Source organism: Pseudomonas sp. GW822-FHT02D10 (assembly GCF_058802345.1).
Genome location: NZ_JBXAOB010000019.1, coordinates 41,802 through 63,692, shown reverse-complemented (window position 1 = coordinate 63,692; position 21,891 = coordinate 41,802). Strand labels below are relative to the sequence as shown.

The 21,891-nt window shown below is 59.6% G+C and carries 18 protein-coding genes; 7 read left to right on the top strand and 11 right to left on the bottom strand.

From position 1 onward, the window contains the following. Positions 1 to 88 precede the first annotated feature (88 nt). The 6 genes from AC1RPZ_RS23915 to aceK all read right to left on the bottom strand — a co-directional run bounded on the left by AC1RPZ_RS23915 (position 89) and on the right by aceK (position 9,438). A complete protein-coding gene (locus AC1RPZ_RS23915; protein ID WP_493139932.1) occupies positions 89 to 1,213 on the bottom strand; it encodes a GNAT family N-acetyltransferase in 1,125 nt (374 codons plus the stop codon). 122 nt (positions 1,214 to 1,335) lie between these two features. Beyond that, positions 1,336 to 1,572, bottom strand: coding sequence for an anti-sigma factor family protein (locus AC1RPZ_RS23910; RefSeq protein WP_493139931.1), 237 nt, complete (start codon positions 1,570 to 1,572; stop codon positions 1,336 to 1,338). Next, complete coding sequence (locus tag AC1RPZ_RS23905; protein WP_493139930.1) at positions 1,566 to 2,180, bottom strand: RNA polymerase sigma factor; 615 nt, start codon at positions 2,178 to 2,180, stop codon at positions 1,566 to 1,568. The genes AC1RPZ_RS23910 and AC1RPZ_RS23905 overlap by 7 nt, the downstream gene beginning before the upstream one ends. 26 nt (positions 2,181 to 2,206) lie before the next feature. After that, positions 2,207 to 3,328, bottom strand: coding sequence for a beta-ketoacyl-ACP synthase III (locus AC1RPZ_RS23900; RefSeq protein ID WP_493139928.1), 1,122 nt, complete (start codon positions 3,326 to 3,328; stop codon positions 2,207 to 2,209). Positions 3,329 to 3,590: 262 nt separating this feature from the next. Continuing rightward, the gene (gene hrpA, locus AC1RPZ_RS23895; protein ID WP_493139926.1) at positions 3,591 to 7,502 is read right to left on the bottom strand and encodes an ATP-dependent RNA helicase HrpA; all 3,912 of its coding nucleotides are present in this window, start codon (positions 7,500 to 7,502) and stop codon (positions 3,591 to 3,593) included. 214 nt (positions 7,503 to 7,716) lie between these two features. Beyond that, positions 7,717 to 9,438: a bifunctional isocitrate dehydrogenase kinase/phosphatase gene (aceK, locus tag AC1RPZ_RS23890; protein ID WP_493139925.1), complete on the bottom strand. Its 1,722-nt coding sequence runs from the start codon at positions 9,436 to 9,438 to the stop codon at positions 7,717 to 7,719. A gap of 130 nt (positions 9,439 to 9,568) precedes the next feature. Between aceK and AC1RPZ_RS23885 the strand changes: the two genes are divergently transcribed. The 3 genes from AC1RPZ_RS23885 (at position 9,569) to AC1RPZ_RS23875 (ending at position 11,434) form a co-directional block, all read left to right on the top strand. Beyond that, on the top strand, positions 9,569 to 10,477 hold the full coding sequence (locus AC1RPZ_RS23885) for a DMT family transporter (RefSeq protein WP_493139923.1): 909 nt from the start codon (positions 9,569 to 9,571) through the stop codon (positions 10,475 to 10,477). Between the two features lie 206 nt (positions 10,478 to 10,683). Then, entirely contained in the window at positions 10,684 to 11,226 is a 543-nt protein-coding gene (locus tag AC1RPZ_RS23880) for a hypothetical protein (RefSeq protein WP_493140006.1), read from the top strand. 43 nt (positions 11,227 to 11,269) lie between these two features. Continuing rightward, a complete protein-coding gene (locus AC1RPZ_RS23875; RefSeq protein WP_493139921.1) occupies positions 11,270 to 11,434 on the top strand; it encodes a hypothetical protein in 165 nt (54 codons plus the stop codon). Positions 11,435 to 11,489: 55 nt separating this feature from the next. Here the strand turns inward: AC1RPZ_RS23875 and AC1RPZ_RS23870 are convergent, their stop codons facing one another. Continuing rightward, positions 11,490 to 12,428, bottom strand: coding sequence for an aspartyl/asparaginyl beta-hydroxylase domain-containing protein (locus AC1RPZ_RS23870; RefSeq protein ID WP_493139918.1), 939 nt, complete (start codon positions 12,426 to 12,428; stop codon positions 11,490 to 11,492). 260 nt (positions 12,429 to 12,688) lie between these two features. Continuing rightward, positions 12,689 to 13,663 carry a cysteine synthase A gene (gene cysK / locus AC1RPZ_RS23865; RefSeq protein WP_493139916.1) on the bottom strand — a complete coding sequence of 325 codons (975 nt, stop codon included), beginning with the start codon at positions 13,661 to 13,663 and terminating at the stop codon, positions 12,689 to 12,691. Positions 13,664 to 13,919: 256 nt separating this feature from the next. Here cysK and AC1RPZ_RS23860 point away from each other — a divergent pair, with 256 nt between their 5' ends. Both AC1RPZ_RS23860 and AC1RPZ_RS23855 read left to right on the top strand, forming a co-directional pair. Continuing rightward, positions 13,920 to 14,765 carry an AAA family ATPase gene (locus tag AC1RPZ_RS23860; protein ID WP_103316235.1) on the top strand — a complete coding sequence of 282 codons (846 nt, stop codon included), beginning with the start codon at positions 13,920 to 13,922 and terminating at the stop codon, positions 14,763 to 14,765. Between the two features lie 31 nt (positions 14,766 to 14,796). Beyond that, on the top strand, positions 14,797 to 15,975 hold the full coding sequence (locus tag AC1RPZ_RS23855; protein WP_123427954.1) for a vWA domain-containing protein: 1,179 nt from the start codon (positions 14,797 to 14,799) through the stop codon (positions 15,973 to 15,975). Between the two features lie 119 nt (positions 15,976 to 16,094). Here the strand turns inward: AC1RPZ_RS23855 and AC1RPZ_RS23850 are convergent, their stop codons facing one another. Genes AC1RPZ_RS23850 through AC1RPZ_RS23840 form a run of 3 tightly spaced genes read right to left on the bottom strand, consistent with a single transcriptional unit; the run spans position 16,095 to position 18,468 of the window. After that, entirely contained in the window at positions 16,095 to 17,018 is a 924-nt protein-coding gene (locus AC1RPZ_RS23850; protein WP_493139914.1) for a 5-oxoprolinase subunit C family protein, read from the bottom strand. After that, the gene (locus tag AC1RPZ_RS23845) at positions 17,015 to 17,719 is read right to left on the bottom strand and encodes a 5-oxoprolinase subunit B family protein (RefSeq protein ID WP_493139912.1); all 705 of its coding nucleotides are present in this window, start codon (positions 17,717 to 17,719) and stop codon (positions 17,015 to 17,017) included. The genes AC1RPZ_RS23850 and AC1RPZ_RS23845 overlap by 4 nt, the downstream gene beginning before the upstream one ends. Further along, on the bottom strand, positions 17,716 to 18,468 hold the full coding sequence (locus AC1RPZ_RS23840) for a 5-oxoprolinase subunit PxpA (protein ID WP_493139910.1): 753 nt from the start codon (positions 18,466 to 18,468) through the stop codon (positions 17,716 to 17,718). Before AC1RPZ_RS23840 ends, AC1RPZ_RS23845 begins: the two co-directional genes overlap by 4 nt. Before the next feature lie 286 nt (positions 18,469 to 18,754). Here AC1RPZ_RS23840 and AC1RPZ_RS23835 point away from each other — a divergent pair, with 286 nt between their 5' ends. Together AC1RPZ_RS23835 and AC1RPZ_RS23830 are read left to right on the top strand one after the other, a co-directional pair. Beyond that, the gene (locus tag AC1RPZ_RS23835; RefSeq protein WP_493139909.1) at positions 18,755 to 20,677 is read left to right on the top strand and encodes an IucA/IucC family protein; all 1,923 of its coding nucleotides are present in this window, start codon (positions 18,755 to 18,757) and stop codon (positions 20,675 to 20,677) included. Next, entirely contained in the window at positions 20,667 to 21,878 is a 1,212-nt protein-coding gene (locus AC1RPZ_RS23830) for an MFS transporter (RefSeq protein WP_493139907.1), read from the top strand. The genes AC1RPZ_RS23835 and AC1RPZ_RS23830 overlap by 11 nt, the downstream gene beginning before the upstream one ends. Positions 21,879 to 21,891: the final 13 nt, after the last annotated feature.

Genomic DNA, 21,891 nt, shown 5'->3' with positions numbered 1-21,891 from the left:
TCTTTATCGGCTTCAGGCCTAAAAAGATCGTAGCCTGCGGCAGCTCCTACAGGGTCGTGTATATCAGCGGTCAAAGAAGACAGCTAATTCAGCCTTGTCGGTAGGGCAAGGCGCTCTTCGCCTCTTCTGCATACCCCATGACACCCAGACGTTCGCGCTCAAGAAAATCCTTCACTGCCGCTTTCAATCCAGGGTGCCGCAAGTAGTGCCAGGAATGGGTGATCACCGGCTCGAAACCACGAATCAACTTGTGCTCGCCCTGCGCACCGGCATCAAACCGCTGGAAGCCGTTAGCAATGGCGTACTCCATGCCTTGATAGAAACAGGTCTCGAAGTGCAGGCGATCGAACTCCGCCAGACACCCCCAATAACGTCCATAAAAACTATCGCCGCCGACCAGACTGAACGCCATGGCCACCGGCCGTGATCCTTGTTTGGCCAAAACCACCCGAATGGCTTCGGGCATGCGTTCGGCCAACAGACTGAAAAACTCCCGTGTCAGGTATGGCGACTGCCGACGCACCGCATAGGTGTTGGCGTAACAGGCGTAGACGAAATCCCACTGTGCCTGGTCGAGTTGATGCCCCTCAAGCCATTCAAACTCGATGCCCTGTCCCGCCACTTGTTCACGTTCCTTGCGCATCTGCTTGCGCTTGCGAGAACTGAGTGCGTCGAGGAAGTCCTGAAAATCCCGATAACCGCGATTCTGCCAGTGGTACTGGCAACCGATGCGTTGCAACCAGCCCGGTTGCTCGGCCAATGCCGCATCGGTAAAGGCGTCGGTAAAGTTGATATGGGCGCTGGAGAGTCCTTCAACTTCCAGATAACCCGGCACGCTGTTCAGCAGTTCGAAACCATCCTGCACAGTGGCCGCCAACAACCGTGGCCCGCTGACCGGGCTGAAGGGCACAGCCGTCAACAGTTTGGGGTAGTAATCAATCCCGGCGCGCTCGCAAGCATCGGCCCAGGCATGGTCGAACACGTATTCGCCATAAGAATGCCATTTACGGTAACTCGGCAATGCCGCGAGCAGCCGACCGTCTTCGATGTGCAGCAGATGCTCCGGCTGCCAGCCAGAATGCTCGCCCAGACTGCCGCTGTCTTCCAGCGCACTGAGAAAGGCGTGACGCAGAAACGGCTGAGTCTCGGGCACCAGCGCATCCCACTCTTGAGGCGCGATGGCGGACAGACTGTCCAAAACGTGTAACGGCATCCTGTTCCCCAGCGGTTGTTGCCTACAGACCCTCCGAGTATCGCCCATCCCCGGTGCATGCCGAAATAAAAAACCCGCCGAGGCGGGGTCAAAACCAAGTATGCGGGAGGTGCGACCTGAAGCTATTTTTTACCTTTTTGACGCTCGGCGGCCAGGCGTTCGGCGAGTTCGTCGACACCGGGAACCGGTTTTTCGGGCATGACGCGCAGGGTCGCCTGCATCAAGCGCATCTGCCGGATGAACCGCCGGCAATTGGGGCAAAACATCAAATGATGACGCATCATCAGCCGCTCACGAAAACTCAACTGACCATCGAGATAATCGCTGGACCGCGCCACTTGTTCCTTGCAGGTCAACATTCGCCGGTTTCCTCAAAATGCTCCACGGTCGCAAACACCTTCAACCGTGCCCGGTGCAGCAGCACCCGAACATTGGAGAGCGAGATCTCCAGAAGATTACAGATCTCCTCCAGCTCCAGGCCTTGGCGCTCTCGCAACAGCAACACGCTGCTTTGCAGTTCCGACAGGCTGAGCAAGGTGTGTTCCAGGCATTCACGCAATTCGTTTTCGGTGAGCAGCGCTTCAGGGCTGTCCTGATGCCAGTTGAACGGCGCCACCAACCAGTGGCCATCTCCGGGGGAGAACCGATCATCATCAATGGTGCCGTGGGGTGACGGCAGGTCATCGAGCAACACTTCCCGGCGATTTTGTTTGTATCGACCTTTTGCCGCGTTGGCGGTGATGGTCAACAGCCAGGTCTTGAGGCTGGAACGCCCCTCGAACCCGTTCAGGTTGCGCACCACCGACAGCCAGGCATCCTGCACCACTTCGTCGGCATTGCGACTGCCGACGATGGCATAAGCCACCGCCCGCATGGCGCTCTGGTAGGTGCTGACCAACTCCTTGAAAGCCTTCTGCTCGCCCGCCAACAGGCGTTCGAGCAGTTGCGTGTCGTCAGCTGCGGCCATTGATACCTCGCGTCCGGTTCGTGAACTCAGCGCTTGCGCAGAATTACACTGCCAATTGAATAACCGGCACCAAACGAGCTGAGTACCGCCAGCGAACCGGCTGGCAAATCGTCCTGGTTCTTGTGAAAGGCGATCACGGAACCTGCGGAGCTGGTGTTGGCATAGGTGTCGAGAATCACCGGCGCTTCTTCTATGGTGGCTTCGCGGCCCAGCAGCTTCTTGACGATCAGGTGGTTCATGCTGAGGTTGGCCTGGTGCAGCCAGAAACGCTTCACGTCGCTGACGTTCAGCTTGTTTTCGTCAAGATGGGTAGCGATCAATTCCGCGACCATCGGGCAGACGTCGCGGAACACCTTGCGACCTTCCTGGACAAAGAGTTTGTCACGGGCACCGATACCCTCTTCCGCCGCGCGGTTGAGGAAGCCGAAGTTGTTGCGAATGTTGTTGGAGAACTTGGTCAGCAGTTTGGTGCTGACGACGTCGAACTGGTACTTGGATGTGGCCAGATCGGCACGTTCGATAATCACCGCAGTCGCTGCGTCACCGAAGATGAAGTGACTGTCACGGTCGCGGAAGTTCAGGTGACCGGTGCAGACTTCCGGGTTGACCATCAGGATCGCCCGGGCCTGACCCAGCTGGACGCTGTTGGCGGCAGCCTGAATACCGAATGTGGCCGAAGAGCAGGCCACGTTCATGTCAAAACCGAAACCTTCGATACCCAGCGCTTCCTGGACTTCGATGGCAATGGCCGGGTAGGCGCGTTGCAGGTTGGAGCAGGCGACGATCACACCGTCGATGTCCGCCGCAGTCTTGCCGGCGCGTTGCAGGGCCTGCTCGGCAGCACCAATGGCCATCTGGCAGAGCACCGACCATTCATCGTTGGAACGCTCAGGCAAACGAGGCGCCATGCGCTTTGGATCGAGAATGCCTTCCTTGTCCATGACAAAGCGGCTTTTGATCCCGGAGGCTTTTTCGATAAAGGCGGCGCTGGATTCAGTCAACGCTTCCACTTCGCCACGCTCGATGGCGTCAGCGTTGTCAGCATTGAACTGAGCGACATAAGCATTGAAAGACTGCACCAGCTCTTCGTTGGAGATGCTGTTGGCCGGGGTGTACAGGCCGGTGCCGCTGATGACGACATTATGCATGGTCGTTTCTCTAATCTGTTCAGGCAGAAAGTGTTGGCACCGACGTACCAACACATAAAGGGCCTTATCCCGTCAAAGGGCATCGACCTGGCATCGTTTTATTCCGATCCGCCCGGGCTGCGAAGGCTCAAATCTGCGGGGCCGGCGTTTATAACGGCGAAGTTTGCCATAAACGTTGGCATTTGGCCCCTATTGCAAGAGTAACGGCGTACCTAATGTGGGAGCGAGCTCGCTCCCACAGGGTTTTGTGCAAGCCTCGGGTTTAGGGTTCGACTTGAGCCCATTGCTTGCTCAAGCGTTTGTCGGAGATCGGCACCTTGGTCCCCAATTGCTGGGCGAACAGCGAAACCCGGTACTCCTCCAGCCACCAGCGATAGAGTTCAAGCTGCGGATCGCGTTTGCCTTCCTGGGCGTGTTTGTTGGCGCGGGTCTGGTATTGGGTCCAGAGACCGGACAATTCGCCACTCCAGACCCGGTCCTTCTGCACCTGAGCGCCCAGTTTTTCGATGCGCTGCTCGATGGCTTTCAAGTAACGCGGCAGTTCTTTGAGCCACTGCATCGGGGTTTCACGGACAAAACCCGGATAAACCAGGTGACTGAGCTGCTGCTTGATGTCGTTCAGGGCGACTGCTTGCGCCAGGTCGATCTTGCCTTTGAAGCGCTTCTGCAAACCGTGCCAGAGCTTGAGCGTTTCCAGCGTCAGTTTCGCCAGACGCTCGGCATGTTCGGTCCACGCACCGCGCTTGCGCTCGGCCAGCGAGGCCAAACCAGCACCGTCACGCGGCAAACTGGCTTCGCCGTCGAGAATGCAACTGTCGAGGCTCGCCAGCAGAATGTCTTCTACCAGACTGTCGATACGCCCCAGTTCGCGGTACATCAGGCCCAGCTCAGTGAGCCCCGGCAGCTTGCCGCGCAGGAACTTCGCTGGCTCGGCCAGTTGCTGCATGAGCAAACGCTGCAACGCCCGACGATGCTGGAACTCGGCCTCGGCCGGTGTCGAGAAACGCCCTTCCTTGACCGTACCCGCCTCTTCCACCAATGCCGGGTAAACCGTCATCGACAGCCCGGCGATCTTTTGTTGAGTCTTTTGCGCCACCGCGGCGAAGACTTTCGCCTCCACCGGCAGCTGACTTTTCGCCGTCTGCGGGACAGCCAATGCCGCCTGACTGGCCTCGGCGAATCGCGCCGTCAGCTCAGGCAGATCCCGGCCTTCGCCAAGAAACTTGCCCTGGCCATCGACGATTTCCAGGTTCATCCGCAGATGACTTTCGACCTGCTGCGCCGCTTCCGCCCAGGCTTCGTCGCTGACCCGTGCACCGGTCATGCGCAACAGTTCACGACCCAGCGCCTGAGGCAAAGAGCCCTCGGCGAAAGTGACTCGCTGCAACGCCGCTTTGACAAAGTCCGGCACCGGCACGAAGTTCTTGCGCAGGGCCTTGGGCAGGTTGCGCACCAGCGCGATGCACTTGGCTTCGATCACCCCCGGCACCAACCATTCCAGGCGTTCCGGCGGCAGCATCGGTAGCAACGGCGCCGGTACACGCAAAGTCACGCCATCGCGGGGATGGTTGGGCTCGAAGTGGTAACTCAACGGTAAGGTCAGATCGCCCAGACGCAGAGTGTCCGGGTAATGCGCGGCGGTGACTTCGCTGGCTTCGCGGGCCAGCACGTCTTCTTCGCGCATGATCAGCAGTTGCGGATCTTTCTGACTATTGACCCGATACCAGCTGTCGAAGGTCGCGGTTTGATGGATCTCTGCCGGCAAGCGCGCATCGTAGAAGGCGAACAGGGTTTCTTCGTCCGCCAGAATGTCCCGGCGACGGGCCTTGGCCTCCAGTTCGTCGAGCTGTTCCAACAATTGCGCATTGGCCGACAGACACTTGGCTTTCGACTGAATCTCGCCCCGCACCAGCGCTTCGCGGATAAACAGCTCACGCGAGGTGACCGGATCGATCGGCCCGTAATGCACGGCCCGGCGGCCGACCACGATCAACCCGAACAAGGTGATCTGCTCGTAGGCCACAACCTGTCCGCGCTTCTTCTCCCAATGCGGTTCGAAGTGGTTTTTCTTGATCAGGTGCCCGGCCAGCGGCTCGATCCAGTCCGGCTCGATCTTCGCCACCATGCGCGCGTAGAGCTTGGTGGTTTCCACCAGTTCAGCGGTCATCAACCATTGCGGGCGCTTCTTGCCCAGACCCGATGACGGGTGGATCCAGAAGCGCCGCTGACGCGCGCCGAGGTAGTCGCCATCTTCAGTCTTCTGGCCGATCTGGCTGAGCAAACCGGACAGCACGGCTTTGTGCAATTTCGGATAGTCCGCCGGCTCTTTGTTCAGGCTCAGCTGCATGTCGCGGCAGATCAGGCTCAACTGACGATGGGAGTCGCGCCATTCGCGCAGGCGCAGGTAATTCAGGAAGTTCTTGCGGCACCAGTTGCGCAGCGGGCTGGCGGTCAGGGCCTGGCGTTGTTCTTCAAAGCCACGCCACAGATTGACCAGCCCGGCGAAGTCAGAGTCCACGTCTTTCCATTGTGCATGGGCCTGATCGGCGGCCTGCTGACGTTCCGGCGGACGCTCGCGCGGGTCCTGGATCGACATCGCACTGGCGACGATCAGTACTTCCTGCAAGCTGCCGAGTTTCGCCGCTTCGAGCAACATCCGGCCCATGCGCGGGTCCACCGGCAACCGCGCCAGTTGCCGGCCCAGCGGCGTCAGTTGGCTGTTGCGGTCGACGGCCGAGAGCTCTTGCAACAGGTTGAAACCGTCGCTGATGGCTTTGCCATCCGGCGGTTCGATAAACGGGAAATCGGTGATTTCACCGAGGCGCAGATGCAGCATCTGCAAAATAACCGCCGCGAGGTTGGTACGAAGGATTTCCGGATCGGTAAATTCCGGGCGACCGATGAAGTCTTCTTCGCTGTACAGACGTATGCAAATACCCGGCTCGACCCGCCCGCAGCGACCTTTACGCTGGTTGGCGCTGGCCTGGGAAACCGCCTCGATCGGCAGGCGCTGAACCTTGGCCCGGTAGCTGTAGCGGCTGATGCGCGCGGTACCGCTGTCGATCACGTAACGAATGCCCGGTACGGTCAGCGAGGTTTCCGCAACGTTGGTCGCCAGCACCACGCGACGGCCCGGATGGGACTGGAAAATCCGCTGCTGCTCGGCCGGCGACAGGCGTGCGTACAGCGGCAGAACTTCAGTGTGCTTGAGCTGGGCCTTGCGCAGCATGTCCGCCGCGTCACGAATCTCACGCTCGCCAGGCAGGAACACCAGCACATCACCGGGACTGCGACGCTCGCTGCGTTCGAATGCAGCAATTTCATCGAGGGTGGCGAGGATCGCCTGATCCACGGTCAGGTCGTCCTCGACCCGATTGCCCTCTTCGTCTTGCTCCAGGGTCAGCGGCCGGTACCAGGTGTCCACCGGAAAGGTGCGGCCCGAGACTTCGACAATCGGTGCATCATCGAAATGCTTGGAGAAGCGCTCAAGATCGATGGTTGCCGAAGTGATGATGACTTTCAGGTCCGGGCGGCGTGGCAGCAGAGTTTTCAGGTAACCGAGCAGGAAGTCGATGTTCAGGCTGCGCTCGTGGGCTTCGTCGACGATGATCGTGTCGTAGCGTTCGAGGTAGCGGTCGTTCTGGGTTTCCGCCAGCAGGATGCCGTCGGTCATCAGTTTGATCAGGGTGTTGGAATCGCTCTGGTCCTCGAACCGCACCTGATAGCCGACCAACGCCCCGAGCGGCGTTGCCAGTTCTTCGGCGACCCGGCTCGCCACACTGCGCGCAGCAATTCGGCGCGGCTGGGTATGGCCGATCAGACCGTGCTGACCGCGACCGATTTCCAGGCAGATCTTCGGCAACTGGGTGGTTTTACCCGAGCCGGTTTCGCCGGCGATGATCAGCACCTGATGCTTGAGCAGCGCTTCCTTGATTTCGTCGCGCTTGGCGGCGATCGGCAGGCTGTCGTCGTAACGAATCAGCGGCAGGCTGGCGCGCCGCGCCAACACCTGATCGCAGGACGCTTGCAGGCGCGTCACCCACAAGGCCTGCTTGGCATCGTCGGGTTTCTGGCGCAGCTCGAGCAACTGCCGCCGCAGCCGGTGGCGGTCGGCAAGCATGGCGTGATCGAGGTTTTTCAGCAGTTTGTCGATGGAAGGCGATTCGTCAGTCATCAGGTACGCAAAGGTCGTCTAGTGGCGCAGGGCGCGGATTGTCGCAGATTTTACGACCGCTGCGCGGCCGATCGCGAGCAGACGAACGTCGCCCGGCTCTTCCCACACTGGATCTATAGCAACCACAAAATCGGGGGCACCACAGTCAAATGTGGGAGCGAGCCTGCTCGCGATCGATTCGGGCCGCGTTCGGACGCAGCAATCGCAGAGAGAACTACTCGTTCTCCAGCCCCTTGCGCCGATACGGAAACACATCAATCACCTTGCCCGCGCGAATCGCCGCTTGCAGGCTTTTCCAGTAGTCGGCGTTGTACAGCTCGCCATGCAGTTGATCAAACAACCGTCGTTGCCCGGAGTCGGCGAACAGGAACGGCGGGAACTCCTCGGGGAACACGTCCAGCGGTCCAATCGAATACCACGGCTCGGAAGCCATTTCGTCTTCCGGTGTGCGCGGCTGCGGGATGTGACGGAAGTTGGCTTCGGTGAGAAAACAGATCTCGTCGTAGTCATAAAACACCACCCGCCCGTGTCGGGTGACGCCGAAGTTTTTCAGCAGCATGTCGCCGGGAAAAATGTTCGCCGCCGCCAGTTGCTTGATCGCCAGACCATAGTCTTCAAGCGCTTCACGCACCTGAGCGTCGTTGGCGTTTTCCAGGTAGAGGTTCAATGGCGTCATGCGCCGCTCGGTCCAGCAGTGACGGATCAACACCGTGTCGCCTTCCACCTGGACCGTCGACGTGGCGACATCCAGCAACTCGGCCAGGCACGCCGGATCAAACTTGCTCAATGGGAAACGGAAGTCGGCGAACTCTTGGGTATCGGCCATGCGCCCGACCCGGTCAACGCTTTTCACCAAGCGGTACTTCTCGATCACCGTGGCGCGGTCGACGTTCTTCGACGGCGAGAAACGGTCCTTGATGATTTTGAAGACGGTATTGAACCCCGGCAGGGTAAACACGCTCATGACCATACCGCGCACACCCGGCGCCATGATGAACTGGTCGTCGGTGTTGGCCAGGTGATTGATCAACGCCCGGTAGAACTCCGACTTACCGTGTTTGTAGAAACCGATCGAGGTGTACAGCTCCGCGATGTGCTTGCCCGGCAGGATGCGTTTGAGAAAACCGATGAATTCCGCCGGTACCGGCACATCGACCATGAAGTACGAACGGGTGAACGAGAAGATGATCGACACTTCGGCTTCATCGGTGATCAACGCATCGATCTGAATCCCCCGACCTTCGCGGTGCAGAAACGGAATCACCAGTGGCCATTGCTCATCGGTGGTGAAGATGCGTCCGACCAGGTAGGCGCCCTTGTTGCGGTAGAGCACCGAGGAAAACAGCTCGACGCTCAGTTCCGGATCCTTGCAGACCCAGTCGGGCAGGTTCTCGCGCAGTTGCGCTTCGAGTCGGCGCAGGTCCCCGGCCAGGTTCGCGTAATCCTCGCTGAAGCGGTAGTCGGCAAAAATGTTCTCCAGCATGCCCGACAACTGGCCTTGCGGTTTATAGGTGCGGGTTTGCGCGGCCCGGGCGCGGTGCAAGCTGGGCCGGGTGGTGTGGATGAACATGCAACCGTCGCTGATCAGGTCGTGGCTGAACAGCCCGCAGAACGTCGAGTTGTACCAGGTCTCGGACAGTTCATCGTCGAAACGCAGGTCGATCAGGCTGATGTAGGCGCTTTTGACCAGCGGCCAGCAGCTGACATCCATCAGCACATCAGCCTCGAAGGCGGCATGCAGGCGCCCCACCACTTCGCTGACCTTTTCTTCATAGAGGTTGATCCGCGCTGCCGAGGCGACCTGCGTTTGCTGCCACTGCGCCTGCTCGAAACGTGCCCGGGCACCGTCAGTGATCTGGCGGAAATACTCGCGGTAATCGTCGAAGCCGTCGAGGATCATCTGGGCGATATCGGCGGCGGGCCATGGCTGCGGCATGTGAAGACCTCTGCGGGATGGTTCTTATCGTTGGAGGCTGAGCTTAGAGGTCAAATGTTACGCAACGCAACCATTGCCTTGGCTCCCTGCGGCAGCGACACTTGCGCCCTGATAATGGAAGGAACGAGCTGTGAACCCCGTCGATATTCTGCGTATGTTGTCACTCGCTGCCATTTGGGGAGCGAGCTTTCTGTTCATGCGCATCATTGCCCCAGTGATTGGCACAATCCCCACTGCTTTTTTCCGCGTTTCGATCGCCGCCACCGGGTTGCTGGTGATTCTGACGCTGATGCGGGTCAGCTGGGATTTTCGCGGCAAGTTCAAAACCGTGCTATTGCTCGGGGTCATCAACTCTGGCATTCCAGCGACCCTGTACTCGGTTGCCGCTCAAGTGCTGCCGGCCGGCTACTCGGCGATTTTCAACGCCACCACGCCGCTGATGGGCGTGTTGATCGGCGGCCTGTTCTTCAGCGAAAGACTCACCGCGGCGAAAATTGCCGGGGTCGGCGTCGGGTTGTTCGGTGTCGCCATCCTGACCCGCGCGGGTCCTGTGGCCTTCGACATGGAACTGTTGGTGGGCGCACTCGCCTGCCTGCTCGCCACCACCTGCTACGGTTTCGCCGGATTCCTTGCGCGGCGCTGGCTCGACCACCAAGGCGGCCTCGACAGCCGTCTCTCGGCACTCGGCAGCATGCTCGGCGCAACGCTGTTTCTATTGCCGTTGTTCGGCTACAGCGTCATCACTCAGCCGCCCGTTAGCTGGGGTGGCTGGAGCGTCTGGTTGTCGTTGCTGGGGTTGGGCCTGGGGTGCACGGCGTTTGCCTACATCCTGTATTTCCGCTTGCTCAGCTCCATCGGCCCGGTCAAATCGATGACCGTGACCTTCATGATCCCGCCGTTCGGCGTGTTGTGGGGTGCGCTGTTTCTGGATGAACCGCTGTCGATGGCGCATTTGTATGGCGGGCTGTTGATTGCGGGGGCGGTGTGGCTGGTGTTGAAGCCTGCGGCAGTACCGAAGGCTTCAACGGTCAGCGATTAACGGCTTTTACGGAATAGAGTGACTGATCTGCGCAGGCTGCAAATTCCCGCACGGCACCACGCCAGCGTTGACCGCTGAATCGAGCGCTCGACACAGATTGCAATGACTTGACCAAAACGCCAGTAACGACAGGCAATGCAGCCCTGCCTACGCTTGAGATCAATAGAAACGCCCGCGATCGGGGGACATGGAATTCAAGAGATCACATGCCAAGGGAACGGACTCATCTTCGGTATCAACTGTACAGATCAAAGGCTCGACATCTCGCCAGACTCACCACTGCTCAGATGTACAAAGAGCTGAAGCAGATTGGCGCTACGGAAATAGATTTAACGAATGTTCGATTCGAGGCGATCAACGCCGATGCTTTGTCTGCCTATAGCTTCTGGGGTGATGATTCATACTTCTCATGGGATGAGGTCGTACGTTGGAAAGCAAAAGAACCCATGTCCTTCGATCTCTCGATTTGGTTCGATTTAGAATTGTGCGGGCTCTGCTTTGCTAATCCTAATCAGAGCCGGCTTCGGGTAAGGATCGTACGCCTGGAGGGAAAGCCAGACGAAAACCATCCTTTGAAGAATCGTATCGCCACGCTGGCATTGATCGCTGTAAGCCATTACGCCCGGATCATCGGTAGCAAACAAATTGAAATTCAAGAGCCCATAGCAGGAGCAATCCCGCTCTATCGAGAAATTGGCTTCGAATTCGATGCAGAACGCCGGCTTGTGATGGTCGTGGAGAGCGGCTAGTATCGGGGCAATTGTTCAATTAACGATCAACGTTGGAGGCCCAATGAAAGCTCTCGTTGAAAACAATTCTCCAGAGAAAAAGTCGTCCAAGGTAAGCAAGAAGCGTGCTTCCATGGAGCTTTCCGCGAATCAGCTACGTCTTTTCAAAGCCGCACTGACAGGTACCAAAGCCGAAGAGCCGATCGGTGTTCTCGCAGGACGCCAGTAACGTATACCCCACATAAAAAACCGCTCACAAGGAGCGGTTTTTTATTGAAGAACCTTCAGCCAAACAACCAGTAACCCAGCGCCGTCAGCACCACAACCGCCATTACTGGCCGCAGGACACGGTACAGCTTCGGATTGCGGCGCTTCCACTGCTTGAACGCACCGCTGAATTTGTCGCTGGAGTTCTTGCTCCAGGCGTAAACCTTGTTGATCCCGCCGACGCGCTCGTCATCGAGGTTTTGCGGTGCCGTGGCGCGGCCCAGCAGACCACTGATCCAGCGGTTGATGCGGGTCATCACGCGGTTGCTCAGCGGTCGCTCGATGTCGCAGAACAGAATCACCCGGGTCTTTTCGGTTTCGTTCTTGACCCAGTGCACGTAGGTTTCATCGAACATCACGTCTTCACCGTCGCGCCAGGCATAGACCTGACCGTCGACAAAAATGCGGCAATCGTCAGAGTTCGGCGTCGACAAGCCCAAGTGATAACGCAGGGAACCGGCGAACGGATCGCGGTGCGGGTTGAGGTGGCTACCGCCCGGCAGCAGGGCAAACATCGCGCCTTTGACGTTGGGGATGCGGCTGACCAGCTCGACGGTTTTCGGGCACAACAGTTCGGCCGACGGCAGTGGTTTGTCGTACCACTTGAGGTAAAAACGCTTCCAGCCCTTCTTGAAGAACGAACCGAAACCGGCGTCGTTATTCTTCTCGGCGGCGCGAATGTAGCCCTCGTCGAACAAGTGCATCGCCTCGTCACGAATGACTTCCCAGTTTTCCTTGAGCACATCCAGTTCCGGAAACTTGCTGCGGTCCAGGTACGGTTTGGACGGCACTCCCGAGAACAGGTACATCAAGGCGTTGTAAGGAGCGAACAGCGCCGAGTGATTGACGAACTGACGCAAGACCGGCAAACGCGCCTTTCCGCGCAGATGCACGTACAGGGTGCTGCCCACAAACAGCAGCAACAGCGAGGCCTTGGCGGCAAAGGAAAAGGTCATGCAACAACTCCTTGAGAATAAACAACGCTGCGCACCGCCCTATACCCAGCGTGGCAGTCGGCCATGATAAACACTACCGACCTTCGGAAAAACCCACATAACTGAACAATCAGTATTAAGGATTGCGCAACAAAGCAGTTATTAACATAAAGGACCTGAACCCTGACTGATCAAGATCAAAGGATCGCAGGCTGCGCCAACTCCTACGCCGAATGACGTACCCCATGCAGGAGCTGCCGAAGCCTGCGATCTTTAGAGGGTTACTGCTGCAGTTCCTGTTCGGTGAACAAATCGCTGAACAACATGCTCGACAGGTAACGCTCGCCGGAATCCGGGAGGATCACCACGATGGTCTTGCCCTGCATTTCCGGGGTTTCGGCCAGACGCACGGCAACCGCCATGGCCGCACCGCAGGAAATCCCGGAGAGAATCCCCTCCTCCTGCATCAGACGCAGGGCCATGGCCTTGGACTCTTCATCGCTGACCAGCTCAACCCGGTCAACCATCGACAGATCGAGGTTTTTCGGCACAAAGCCGGCACCGATGCCCTGGATCTTGTGCGGGCTTGGCTTGATTTCCTCACCGGCCATGGCCTGGGTGATCACCGGCGAGACCACCGGTTCCACCGCCACCGAGAGAATCGGCTTGCCCTTGGTGTTCTTGATATACCGCGAAACGCCGGTGATGGTCCCGCCGGTACCGACACCCGAGACCAGCACGTCGATCGCGCCGTCGGTGTCGTTCCAGATTTCCGGACCGGTGGTTTTTTCGTGGATTCCCGGGTTGGCCGGGTTTTCGAATTGCTGCGGCATGAAGTACCGGGCCGGATCACTGGCCAGAATCTCTGCTGCCTTTGCGATGGCACCTGGCATGCCTTTGGCGGGCTCGGTCAGTACCAGTTCGGCGCCCAGAGCCTTGAGCACCTTGCGCCGCTCGATGCTCATGGACGCCGGCATGGTCAGCATCAGCTTGTAGCCACGCGCGGCGGCGACGAACGCCAGACCGATGCCGGTGTTGCCCGAGGTCGGCTCGATAATGGTCATGCCCGGCTTGAGTTTGCCGCTGCTTTCGGCATCCCAGATCATGCTCGCGCCGATTCGGCATTTGACTGAATAGCCCGGATTGCGCCCTTCAATCTTCGCCAGAATGGTCACACCGCGAGGCGCAATACGGTTGATCTGCACCAGCGGCGTGTTGCCGATGGAATGCGCGTTGTCAGCAAAAATGCGGCTCATGGCTGGGTCCTTATGCAGCGTTGGAGAAGCCCTCAAGGGTATGCCTCACACCCCTCGTGCGTCCAGTCGCGACGAACGGGGGCACGCTCGTGTGGCCGATCGTTGAACTGACCGAGTCACCATGTGACGTCCCATTCAGAGACTGAATAAGCCGTCTGCGTTCACAGTCGACCGGGCGCCGCGTTATAGTCGGGCATGACTTTTATTCCGCCCGCCCTGCCCGGCCAGGCCGGCGTTACCGTTCGAGGAATTACCGATGAAGTTCGAAGGCACCCGCGCATACGTCGCCACCGATGACCTGAAGCTGGCGGTCAACGCCGCGATCACCCTGGAGCGACCCTTGCTGGTCAAGGGCGAACCCGGCACCGGCAAGACCATGCTGGCCGAGCAACTGGCCGAATCCTTCGGCGCGCGCCTGATCACCTGGCACATCAAGTCCACCACCAAGGCTCATCAGGGCTTGTACGAGTACGACGCGGTCAGCCGCCTGCGTGACTCGCAGTTGGGCGTGGACAAGGTCCATGACATCCGCAACTACCTGAAAAAGGGCAAGCTGTGGGAAGCCTTCGAGTCCGAAGAGCGGGTGATTCTGCTGATCGACGAAATCGACAAGGCCGACATCGAGTTCCCGAACGACCTGTTGCAAGAACTCGACAAGATGGAGTTCTACGTTTACGAGATCGACGAGACCATCAAGGCCAAGCAGCGCCCGATCATCATCATTACTTCCAACAACGAGAAAGAGCTGCCGGACGCCTTCCTGCGCCGCTGCTTCTTCCACTACATTGCTTTCCCGGATCGCGTCACCCTGCAAAAGATCGTCGACGTGCACTACCCGGACATCAAGAAAGACCTGGTCAGCGAAGCGCTGGACGTGTTCTTCGACGTGCGCAAAGTCCCGGGTCTGAAGAAAAAGCCCTCGACTTCCGAACTGGTGGACTGGCTCAAGCTGCTGATGGCCGACAACATCGGCGAAGCGGTGCTGCGCGAACGCGATCCGACCAAAGCTATCCCGCCACTGGCCGGCGCCCTGGTGAAGAACGAACAGGACGTGCAGTTGCTTGAGCGTCTGGCGTTCATGAGCCGTCGCGGCACCCGCTGATACTCTTTTTACAAGATCAAGGGCGAAAGCCATGCTGCTCAACCTGTTCAATGAAATGCGTGCAGCCAAGGTGCCGGTCTCGGTGCGTGAGCTGCTGGACCTGATCAACGCGCTCAAACAACGCGTGATCTTCGCCGACATGGACGAGTTTTATTACCTGTCGCGAGCGATTCTGGTGAAGGACGAACGGCATTTCGACAAGTTCGACCGGGCGTTCGGGGCCTACTTCAATGGCCTGGAAAAACTCGACGACCACCTTCAGGCACTGATTCCCGAAGACTGGTTGCGCAAGGAATTCGAGCGCTCGCTGACCGATGAGGAACGGGCGCAGATCCAGTCCCTCGGCGGTCTCGACAAGCTGATCGAAGAATTCAAGAAGCGCCTGGAAGAACAGAAAGAACGCCATGCCGGCGGCAACAAGTGGATCGGCACCGGTGGTACCAGCCCGTTCGGCTCCGGCGGTTTCAACCCGGAAGGGATTCGGGTCGGCGATGCCGGCAAACGTCAGGGCAAAGCGGTCAAGGTCTGGGACCAGCGCGAGTACAAGAACCTCGACGATCAGGTCGAATTGGGCACACGCAACATCAAGGTGGCGCTGCGGCGGCTGCGCAAATTCGCTCGCCAAGGTGCAGCGGATGAGCTGGACATTGACGGCACCATCGATCACACCGCTCGCGACGCGGGGCTGCTGAATATTCAGATGCGCCCGGAGCGACGTAACACCATCAAGTTGTTGCTGTTGTTCGACATCGGCGGTTCGATGGACGCCCATGTGAAGATCTGCGAAGAGCTGTTCTCGGCCTGCAAGACCGAGTTCAAACACCTGGAGTACTTCTACTTCCACAACTTCATTTATGAATCGGTGTGGAAGAACAACATGCGCCGTGGCTCGGAACGCACGGCCACCATGGACCTGCTGCACAAGTACGGCGCCGACTACAAAGTGATCTTCGTCGGCGACGCCGCGATGGCGCCTTACGAAATCACCCAGGCCGGCGGCAGCGTCGAGCACTGGAACGAAGAAGCCGGTTACGTCTGGATGCAGCGCTTCATGGAGAAGTACAAGAAACTCATCTGGATCAACCCATACCCGAAAGACACCTGGGGCTACACCTCCTCGACCAACATCGTGCGCGATCTGATCGAGGACCGGATGTTCCCGCTGACCTTGCGCGGGCTGGAAGAAGGGATGCGGTTTTTGTCTAAATAGTCTTCGCTGCCTGTTCGGGCCCTATCGCGAGCAAGCTCGCTCCCACATTGGATCGGTGTTGCTCACACGTTTTGTGAACGACACTTACCCCTGTGGGAGCGAGCCTGCTCGCGATGCTTTTAGCGGTTCACAAACCTGTGCAAATACTCAACCTGCTGCCGATGCGCCGTCTCCTGCACCACAGGCGCCAATCGGACCTGTTGCCCCGGCAAACACTGTGCCAGCCGTGCCAACGCCAACGGCGTCAACGCCCCTAACCGTGGATAACCGCCAATGGTCTGCCGATCATTGAGCAACACGATCGGCTGCCCGTCCGGTGGCACCTGAACCGCGCCCAGCGGAATGCCTTCGGAGATCATCGGCTTGCCTTGATACTGCAACGCCGTCCCCAGCAAGCGGATGCCCATGCGATCGGCACGGCTGTCGAGGGTCCAGACGCGGTTGAAGGCATCGAACAGGCTTTGCCCGCTGAACTCGCCGTGTTGCGCACCGAGCACCAGATCCAGCGGCTGAGTCAGTTTGAAGTCTGGTCGCTGCTCGTGCGGCACCTCCCGCAATGTCTGCGCCGGCCCGGAGTAACCCAACTCGGTACCTCGTGCCAGGGCCCGACCAAAACCGTCCAGCCCCCCGAGTTCTTCGCGCACCACCGTCGCACAACTGCCCAACACCTGGGGCGCGTTGAAACCGCCGGGTGCCGCCAGATAGGTACGCGCACCGAGTAATGGCTGGGTGAATTGCAAACGCTGGCCTTTTTTGAGGTTAAAGCTGCGCCACGGCGCCAATGGCTGACCGTCCAACAATGCACCCAGGTCCGCCCCCGCCAGCGCCAGGCAGCAATCATCCTGCGCCTCCAGGGTCAAACCGCCGAGGGTCACTTCAATCACCGCCGCCTCCAGCGAGTTGCCCAGCAGCCAGTTGGCCCAGGACATCGACAGCCAATCCGCCGCACCGCCCTGGGTTACGCCCAGATGCCGCACGCCAAACCGACCGGCATCCTGCAGCAGGCACAGCGGTGTGCTGGCTTCGATCGTCAAACGGCTCATGCCAGCACCTCCAGCGGCGTATCGTCGCCGCCCAGATTGACGAACTCGGCATGACTGACCGCTGAAAAACGCACTGTATCGCCCGGTTGCATCAGGCTGTAGCCCTCACGCTCGCGGTCGAACAGTTTGGCCGGGGTGCGACCGATCAGGTTCCAGCCACCCGGCGATACCACCGGATAAGCCGCTGTCTGCCGCTCGGCAATCCCCACACTGCCGGCCGCCACGCGCTTGCGTGGAGTATTCAAACGGGGCGCGGCCAGCACTTCTTCAACCAGTCCCATAAAGGCAAACCCCGGCGCAAACCCCAATGCGAACACCTGATACTCGCGTTCACTGTGGCGGCGAATCACCTCCGCCACGGCCAGCCCGCTGCGCTGCGAAAGCAGGTTCAGTTCAGGCCCGACACTCAAGTCATACCAGACCGGTAACACGTGGCAATGACCACCGGACTGGGCGTTGGGTGTCAAATCAGTCAAGGCTTCGGCGATCAGTTCTCGCGCCTGAGCCGGGCTCAACGCGAGCAGATCGTAGTGCACCATCAAGGTCGTATAGGACGGCACCAGATCGATCAAATGCCCGGCAAACCCTGCGCGCAGTCGCTCGCTGGCGGCGAGCATCCACGGCATGTTGGTTTCAGCGATTTCATCGAACAACCGCACCATCAGGCAATCGATGGCTACCACTTCAACCCGTGGTTTCATGGCGCACTCTGCAGATTCAAAGCCTCACGGATCCGCTGCACAGCAGCCACCGAACTGGCGTTATCGCCATGCACACACAGGGTGTTGGCCTGCAAATGCAAGGCGCTGCCGTCGCTGGCAACCAGGCTGTCACCGCGAGCGATGGTCAGTGCCTGTTCTATGATTTTCTCTGGATCGTGATGCACCGCACCCGGCAACTGCCGCGAAACCAGATGCCCGGCGCTGTCATAGGCCCGATCGGCGAACGCTTCGAACCACAGCGTCACACCGTACTCATCGCCCATCAGCTGAGCCGCACGGTTGTCGCGAGTCGCCATCAGCATCAGCGGCAGTTGCCGGTCATACGCCGCAACGGCCTGAATCACCGCCCGCAGCTGCGCAGGGTTGGCCATCATGTCGTTGTACATCGCACCGTGGGGTTTGACGTAACTCACGCGAGTACCCTGCGCCCGGCAAATGCCGTCCAGCGCGCCGATCTGGTAGTGCAGAAGATCCTGAAGTTCCTGCGCGGTGTAGGCCATGGAACGGCGGCCAAATCCCACCAGGTCCTGATAGGCCGGATGAGCACCAATCTGTACGCCATGACTCAGCGCCAGGCTGACAGTCTTGCGCATGATGCTCGGGTCGCCCGCATGAAAGCCGCAGGCAATGTTGGCGCAATCAATGTACGGCATCACTTCGGCATCCAGACCCATGGTCCAGTGACCAAAGCTTTCGCCGATATCGCAGTTCAATAGCAGACGGCTCACGGTGGACGCTCCTATAGGCTGTTGTTGTTTTAGCTGCGGGACATTTCTGTATGCCCCAAAGATTATCAGTTACTGCGCATCGAGTGCTTGCCGCGGGTTTCCGGCAGGCTTAACGCTGCCAGGATCATTTCACCTATCAATACCTCGTCTTGAGCAAACCCATGGCCAGCCTCTGAAAAGGAAATCCTCACAGCAAGTAGGAATTGCTATCATTTGCATTATTATTTTAAGACGGTATTCTTTGCGCGCTTTCAGCTAAACAACTGTCCAGAAGGAGTCGGACCTGATGCGCGCCTACACGCAAAAACAGCAGCAATTGCTCTCACACTGGAGCGAAGCCCTCGGCACCCAGGCTTTCCAGTCCCACCGCATCACCCTCGACCATTTGAGCAATGCCCTGGAGCCCGCCGCCCAGCGTTGCTTCCAACGCCTGATCCAGGCGCTGTTCCGCGAAGGTCTGATCAACCCTGACGCCTGCGAATACGACGACAACAGCCGTTGCTGGCTGCCGCTTGGCGATGGCGCGAACCTTTGCTTCGATCATCTGTCGGGCGGAAGAATGAACAGTTGGGACGTGCGCGGCAGCATCGTCCTGCACTCCCCCGACAGCCTGCCCCACAAAATCCAGTTGCCCAGCGAACTGCTCGCTCACCTCAGCACTCAGCTCAACCCGCCAGCCTCCCCGCAGGTACTGCAACGTCTGGCCCGGGAACTGGATGACAGCTACAGCAACGACACCCTCTGCCTGGCGTTCCACCATGGATGGACCGAGCGCCTGAGAGAGCAGATCGACACCGAGCACGACGACAACCTGCTCGCTTGGCTCAAAGCCAGCCCCGACCACCAGAACCCGACGTCACTGCTCGAACAGTGGGGCACGCTCGGTCATCCATGGCACCCGAATTACAAAACCAAACTGGGCTTGAGCGCCGCTCAGGTCATCGCTTTCTCGCCGGAATTCGAGGCGAGTTTTCCGATCGTGTTGTGCGCCCTGCACCGTCAGTACACCCACGTCGAAACGCTGGCCGGTACCGCCGATTACTGGGACTGGTGGCAAGGCCACTTCCCACAAGCCGCCGAACAATTGCAACGCCATTTGCAGCAGCTGGGCCTGGAAGTAACGGACTACCTCCCGCTCCCGTCACACCCATGGCAAGCCGACGAAGAGCTGCCGAATTCGTTCGCCAACGAGATCGCCGACAACCTGCTGATCGTTACCGACATCGTCGCCTTCACTGGCCACCCGACCATGTCCTTTCGCACCGTCGTGCCAGAGGCCAGTCGCGTTGCGCCGATGGTCAAACTGCCGGTGGCCTTGCGACTGACCAGCGTGCAGCGCACGGTGTCGCCGCGCTCGGCCCGGATGGGGCCGCGCATCAGTCAGCTGTTGCTGGATATTCTCGATCTGGAGCCACAGATTCAGCGTCTGCTGAACATCGTGCCGGAGCGCATCGGTGTGCACTACGCGCCACAACCGGCCGACGACGAACGTTCCCGGCATGCCGCCGTGCTGTACCGCGACAACCCGCTGACCCTGCTGCAAGAAGGCGAACTGGCAGTCCCGGTCGGTAGCCTGTTCGCCGTCAACGAATTCGAACAGCCGTTACTGCGTGATTGGGTACGACTGGCGCAGGGCCGTGACGACAGCGAGGCCATGCTGGCGTTCTTCGATGATTACCTGTCGATTGCCGTACCGAGCCTGCTGGGCATTTACCTGATGTACGGCGTGGCGTTCGAAGCGCACCAGCAAAACAGTTTCATGGTGATGGGCGCCGACGGGCAGTTGAATCGGCTGTTACTGCGTGACTTCGGCGACATTCGCATCGATCGCAAAACCCTGCACGCCAAGGGCCTGGATATCCAGTTGCACGATCCGAAAATGACCCTGTACGACGAGCCCGGTTTTGTCCGCGACAAACTCCTGCACACCACCTTCATGTGCCACCTCGGCGAGCTGACGTTGCTTTGCGCCCGTCATTGGAATGTGCCGGAAAACAGCCTTTGGGAGCGTTTGGCAACGCACGTTGCACAGTGCTTCGACGCTTTGCGCGAGCGTGTCGAGCCAGCACGTTGGGACAGCGAGCGCCAGGCCTTGCTGGAACAGGACTGGCCGGCCAAATCGTTCATGCGCATGCGCTTGCACGACAGCCATGCCGACATCGTCGGACGCCTGAGCAACCCGTTGCGACCCAGCGCCCATGCTCGCTGACGGTCGCGCCTTGCGACTGCTGATCGTCATCCAGTTTGTTTCCATGGGGGCCATGGAAATGAGCGGCCCGTTCTGGCCCTTGCAGATCCAGCATCTGCTCGGGCCAGAAGGCGCCGGCTACACCGCGCTGTTATCGGCGCTGGTCTATGCCGGCCCGATGCTTGCGGCCATGCTCCTGACTCCCGTGTGGGGCCGGCTGGGTGATCGCACCGGACACAAGCCGATGATCGTTCGGGCGTTGCTGGCTCTCGCACTGTGCCAAGGGTTGGCGGCCATCACCCTCGACCCGTGGCTGCTGGTGGGCATTCGCGTGATGCAAGGCGCGCTGGCCGGGTTTCTCGCCGCCGCGCAAGCCTATGCCCTGGCCTGCTGCGACAGTTCCCGGCGCGGTCACACCCTGGCCCGTCTGCAATCGGCGACGGCCGTCGGCTCGTTGATCGGCCCGGTGCTGGGCGGTTGGTTGATGGATGTCTCCGGGTTCGCCCTGCTCTGTTATGGCGCGACGGCGATTTGCCTGCTGTGCGCATTGGGGAGTTTTTTCCTGCCGGCCGACAAGGCGTTGGCAGCGAAGAAAAACCCGGTTGCGCCGGTGGCCCTGCCCAAAGGCTGGCTCGGTGGAATCCTGTCGGTGATCGTGTTGATTCAGGCCGCGAAGATGATGCCACAGCCGTTCTACGCGCTGTACGTCGCCAACATTCTGCACGCCCCAAGCTGGCTGATCGGCGCTACTTACGCGGCGAGCGCCGCGACCCTGGCCATTTCCGCCCCGCTGTGGGGACGTCTGTTCGACCGCTGGCAGCCGGCCTACACCTTGCGCGTCATTGAAGGCGTCGCCTGGTTGTGCGCCCTGACGCTGGCGGCCACGGCGCTGGCCAACGAATGGCTGGGGTTTCTCGTCAGCCGGCTGGTCTGGGGTATCTGGCAAGGCGCCCTGCTCCCGGTCGCGTACGCACTGATCGCCAACACCATTTCCTCAAGCCAGCAGGGTTTTGCCCTCGGCCTCGGCAACAGCGCGGCCAAGGCTGGCGCTCTGCTCGGTGCCGTGCTCGGCGGAATCGGCATGGGACTGGTCGGCCTGGCCCACGGCTTCTGGCTGGTGGCGCTGACCTACGCACTGGCCGCCATCGGGATCCGCTGGGTGCGCTCATTCACCTCCGCGCCCGGCCCCTCGACCTTATCCACCCACACTTATCACAACTAAAAAAGACCACGTC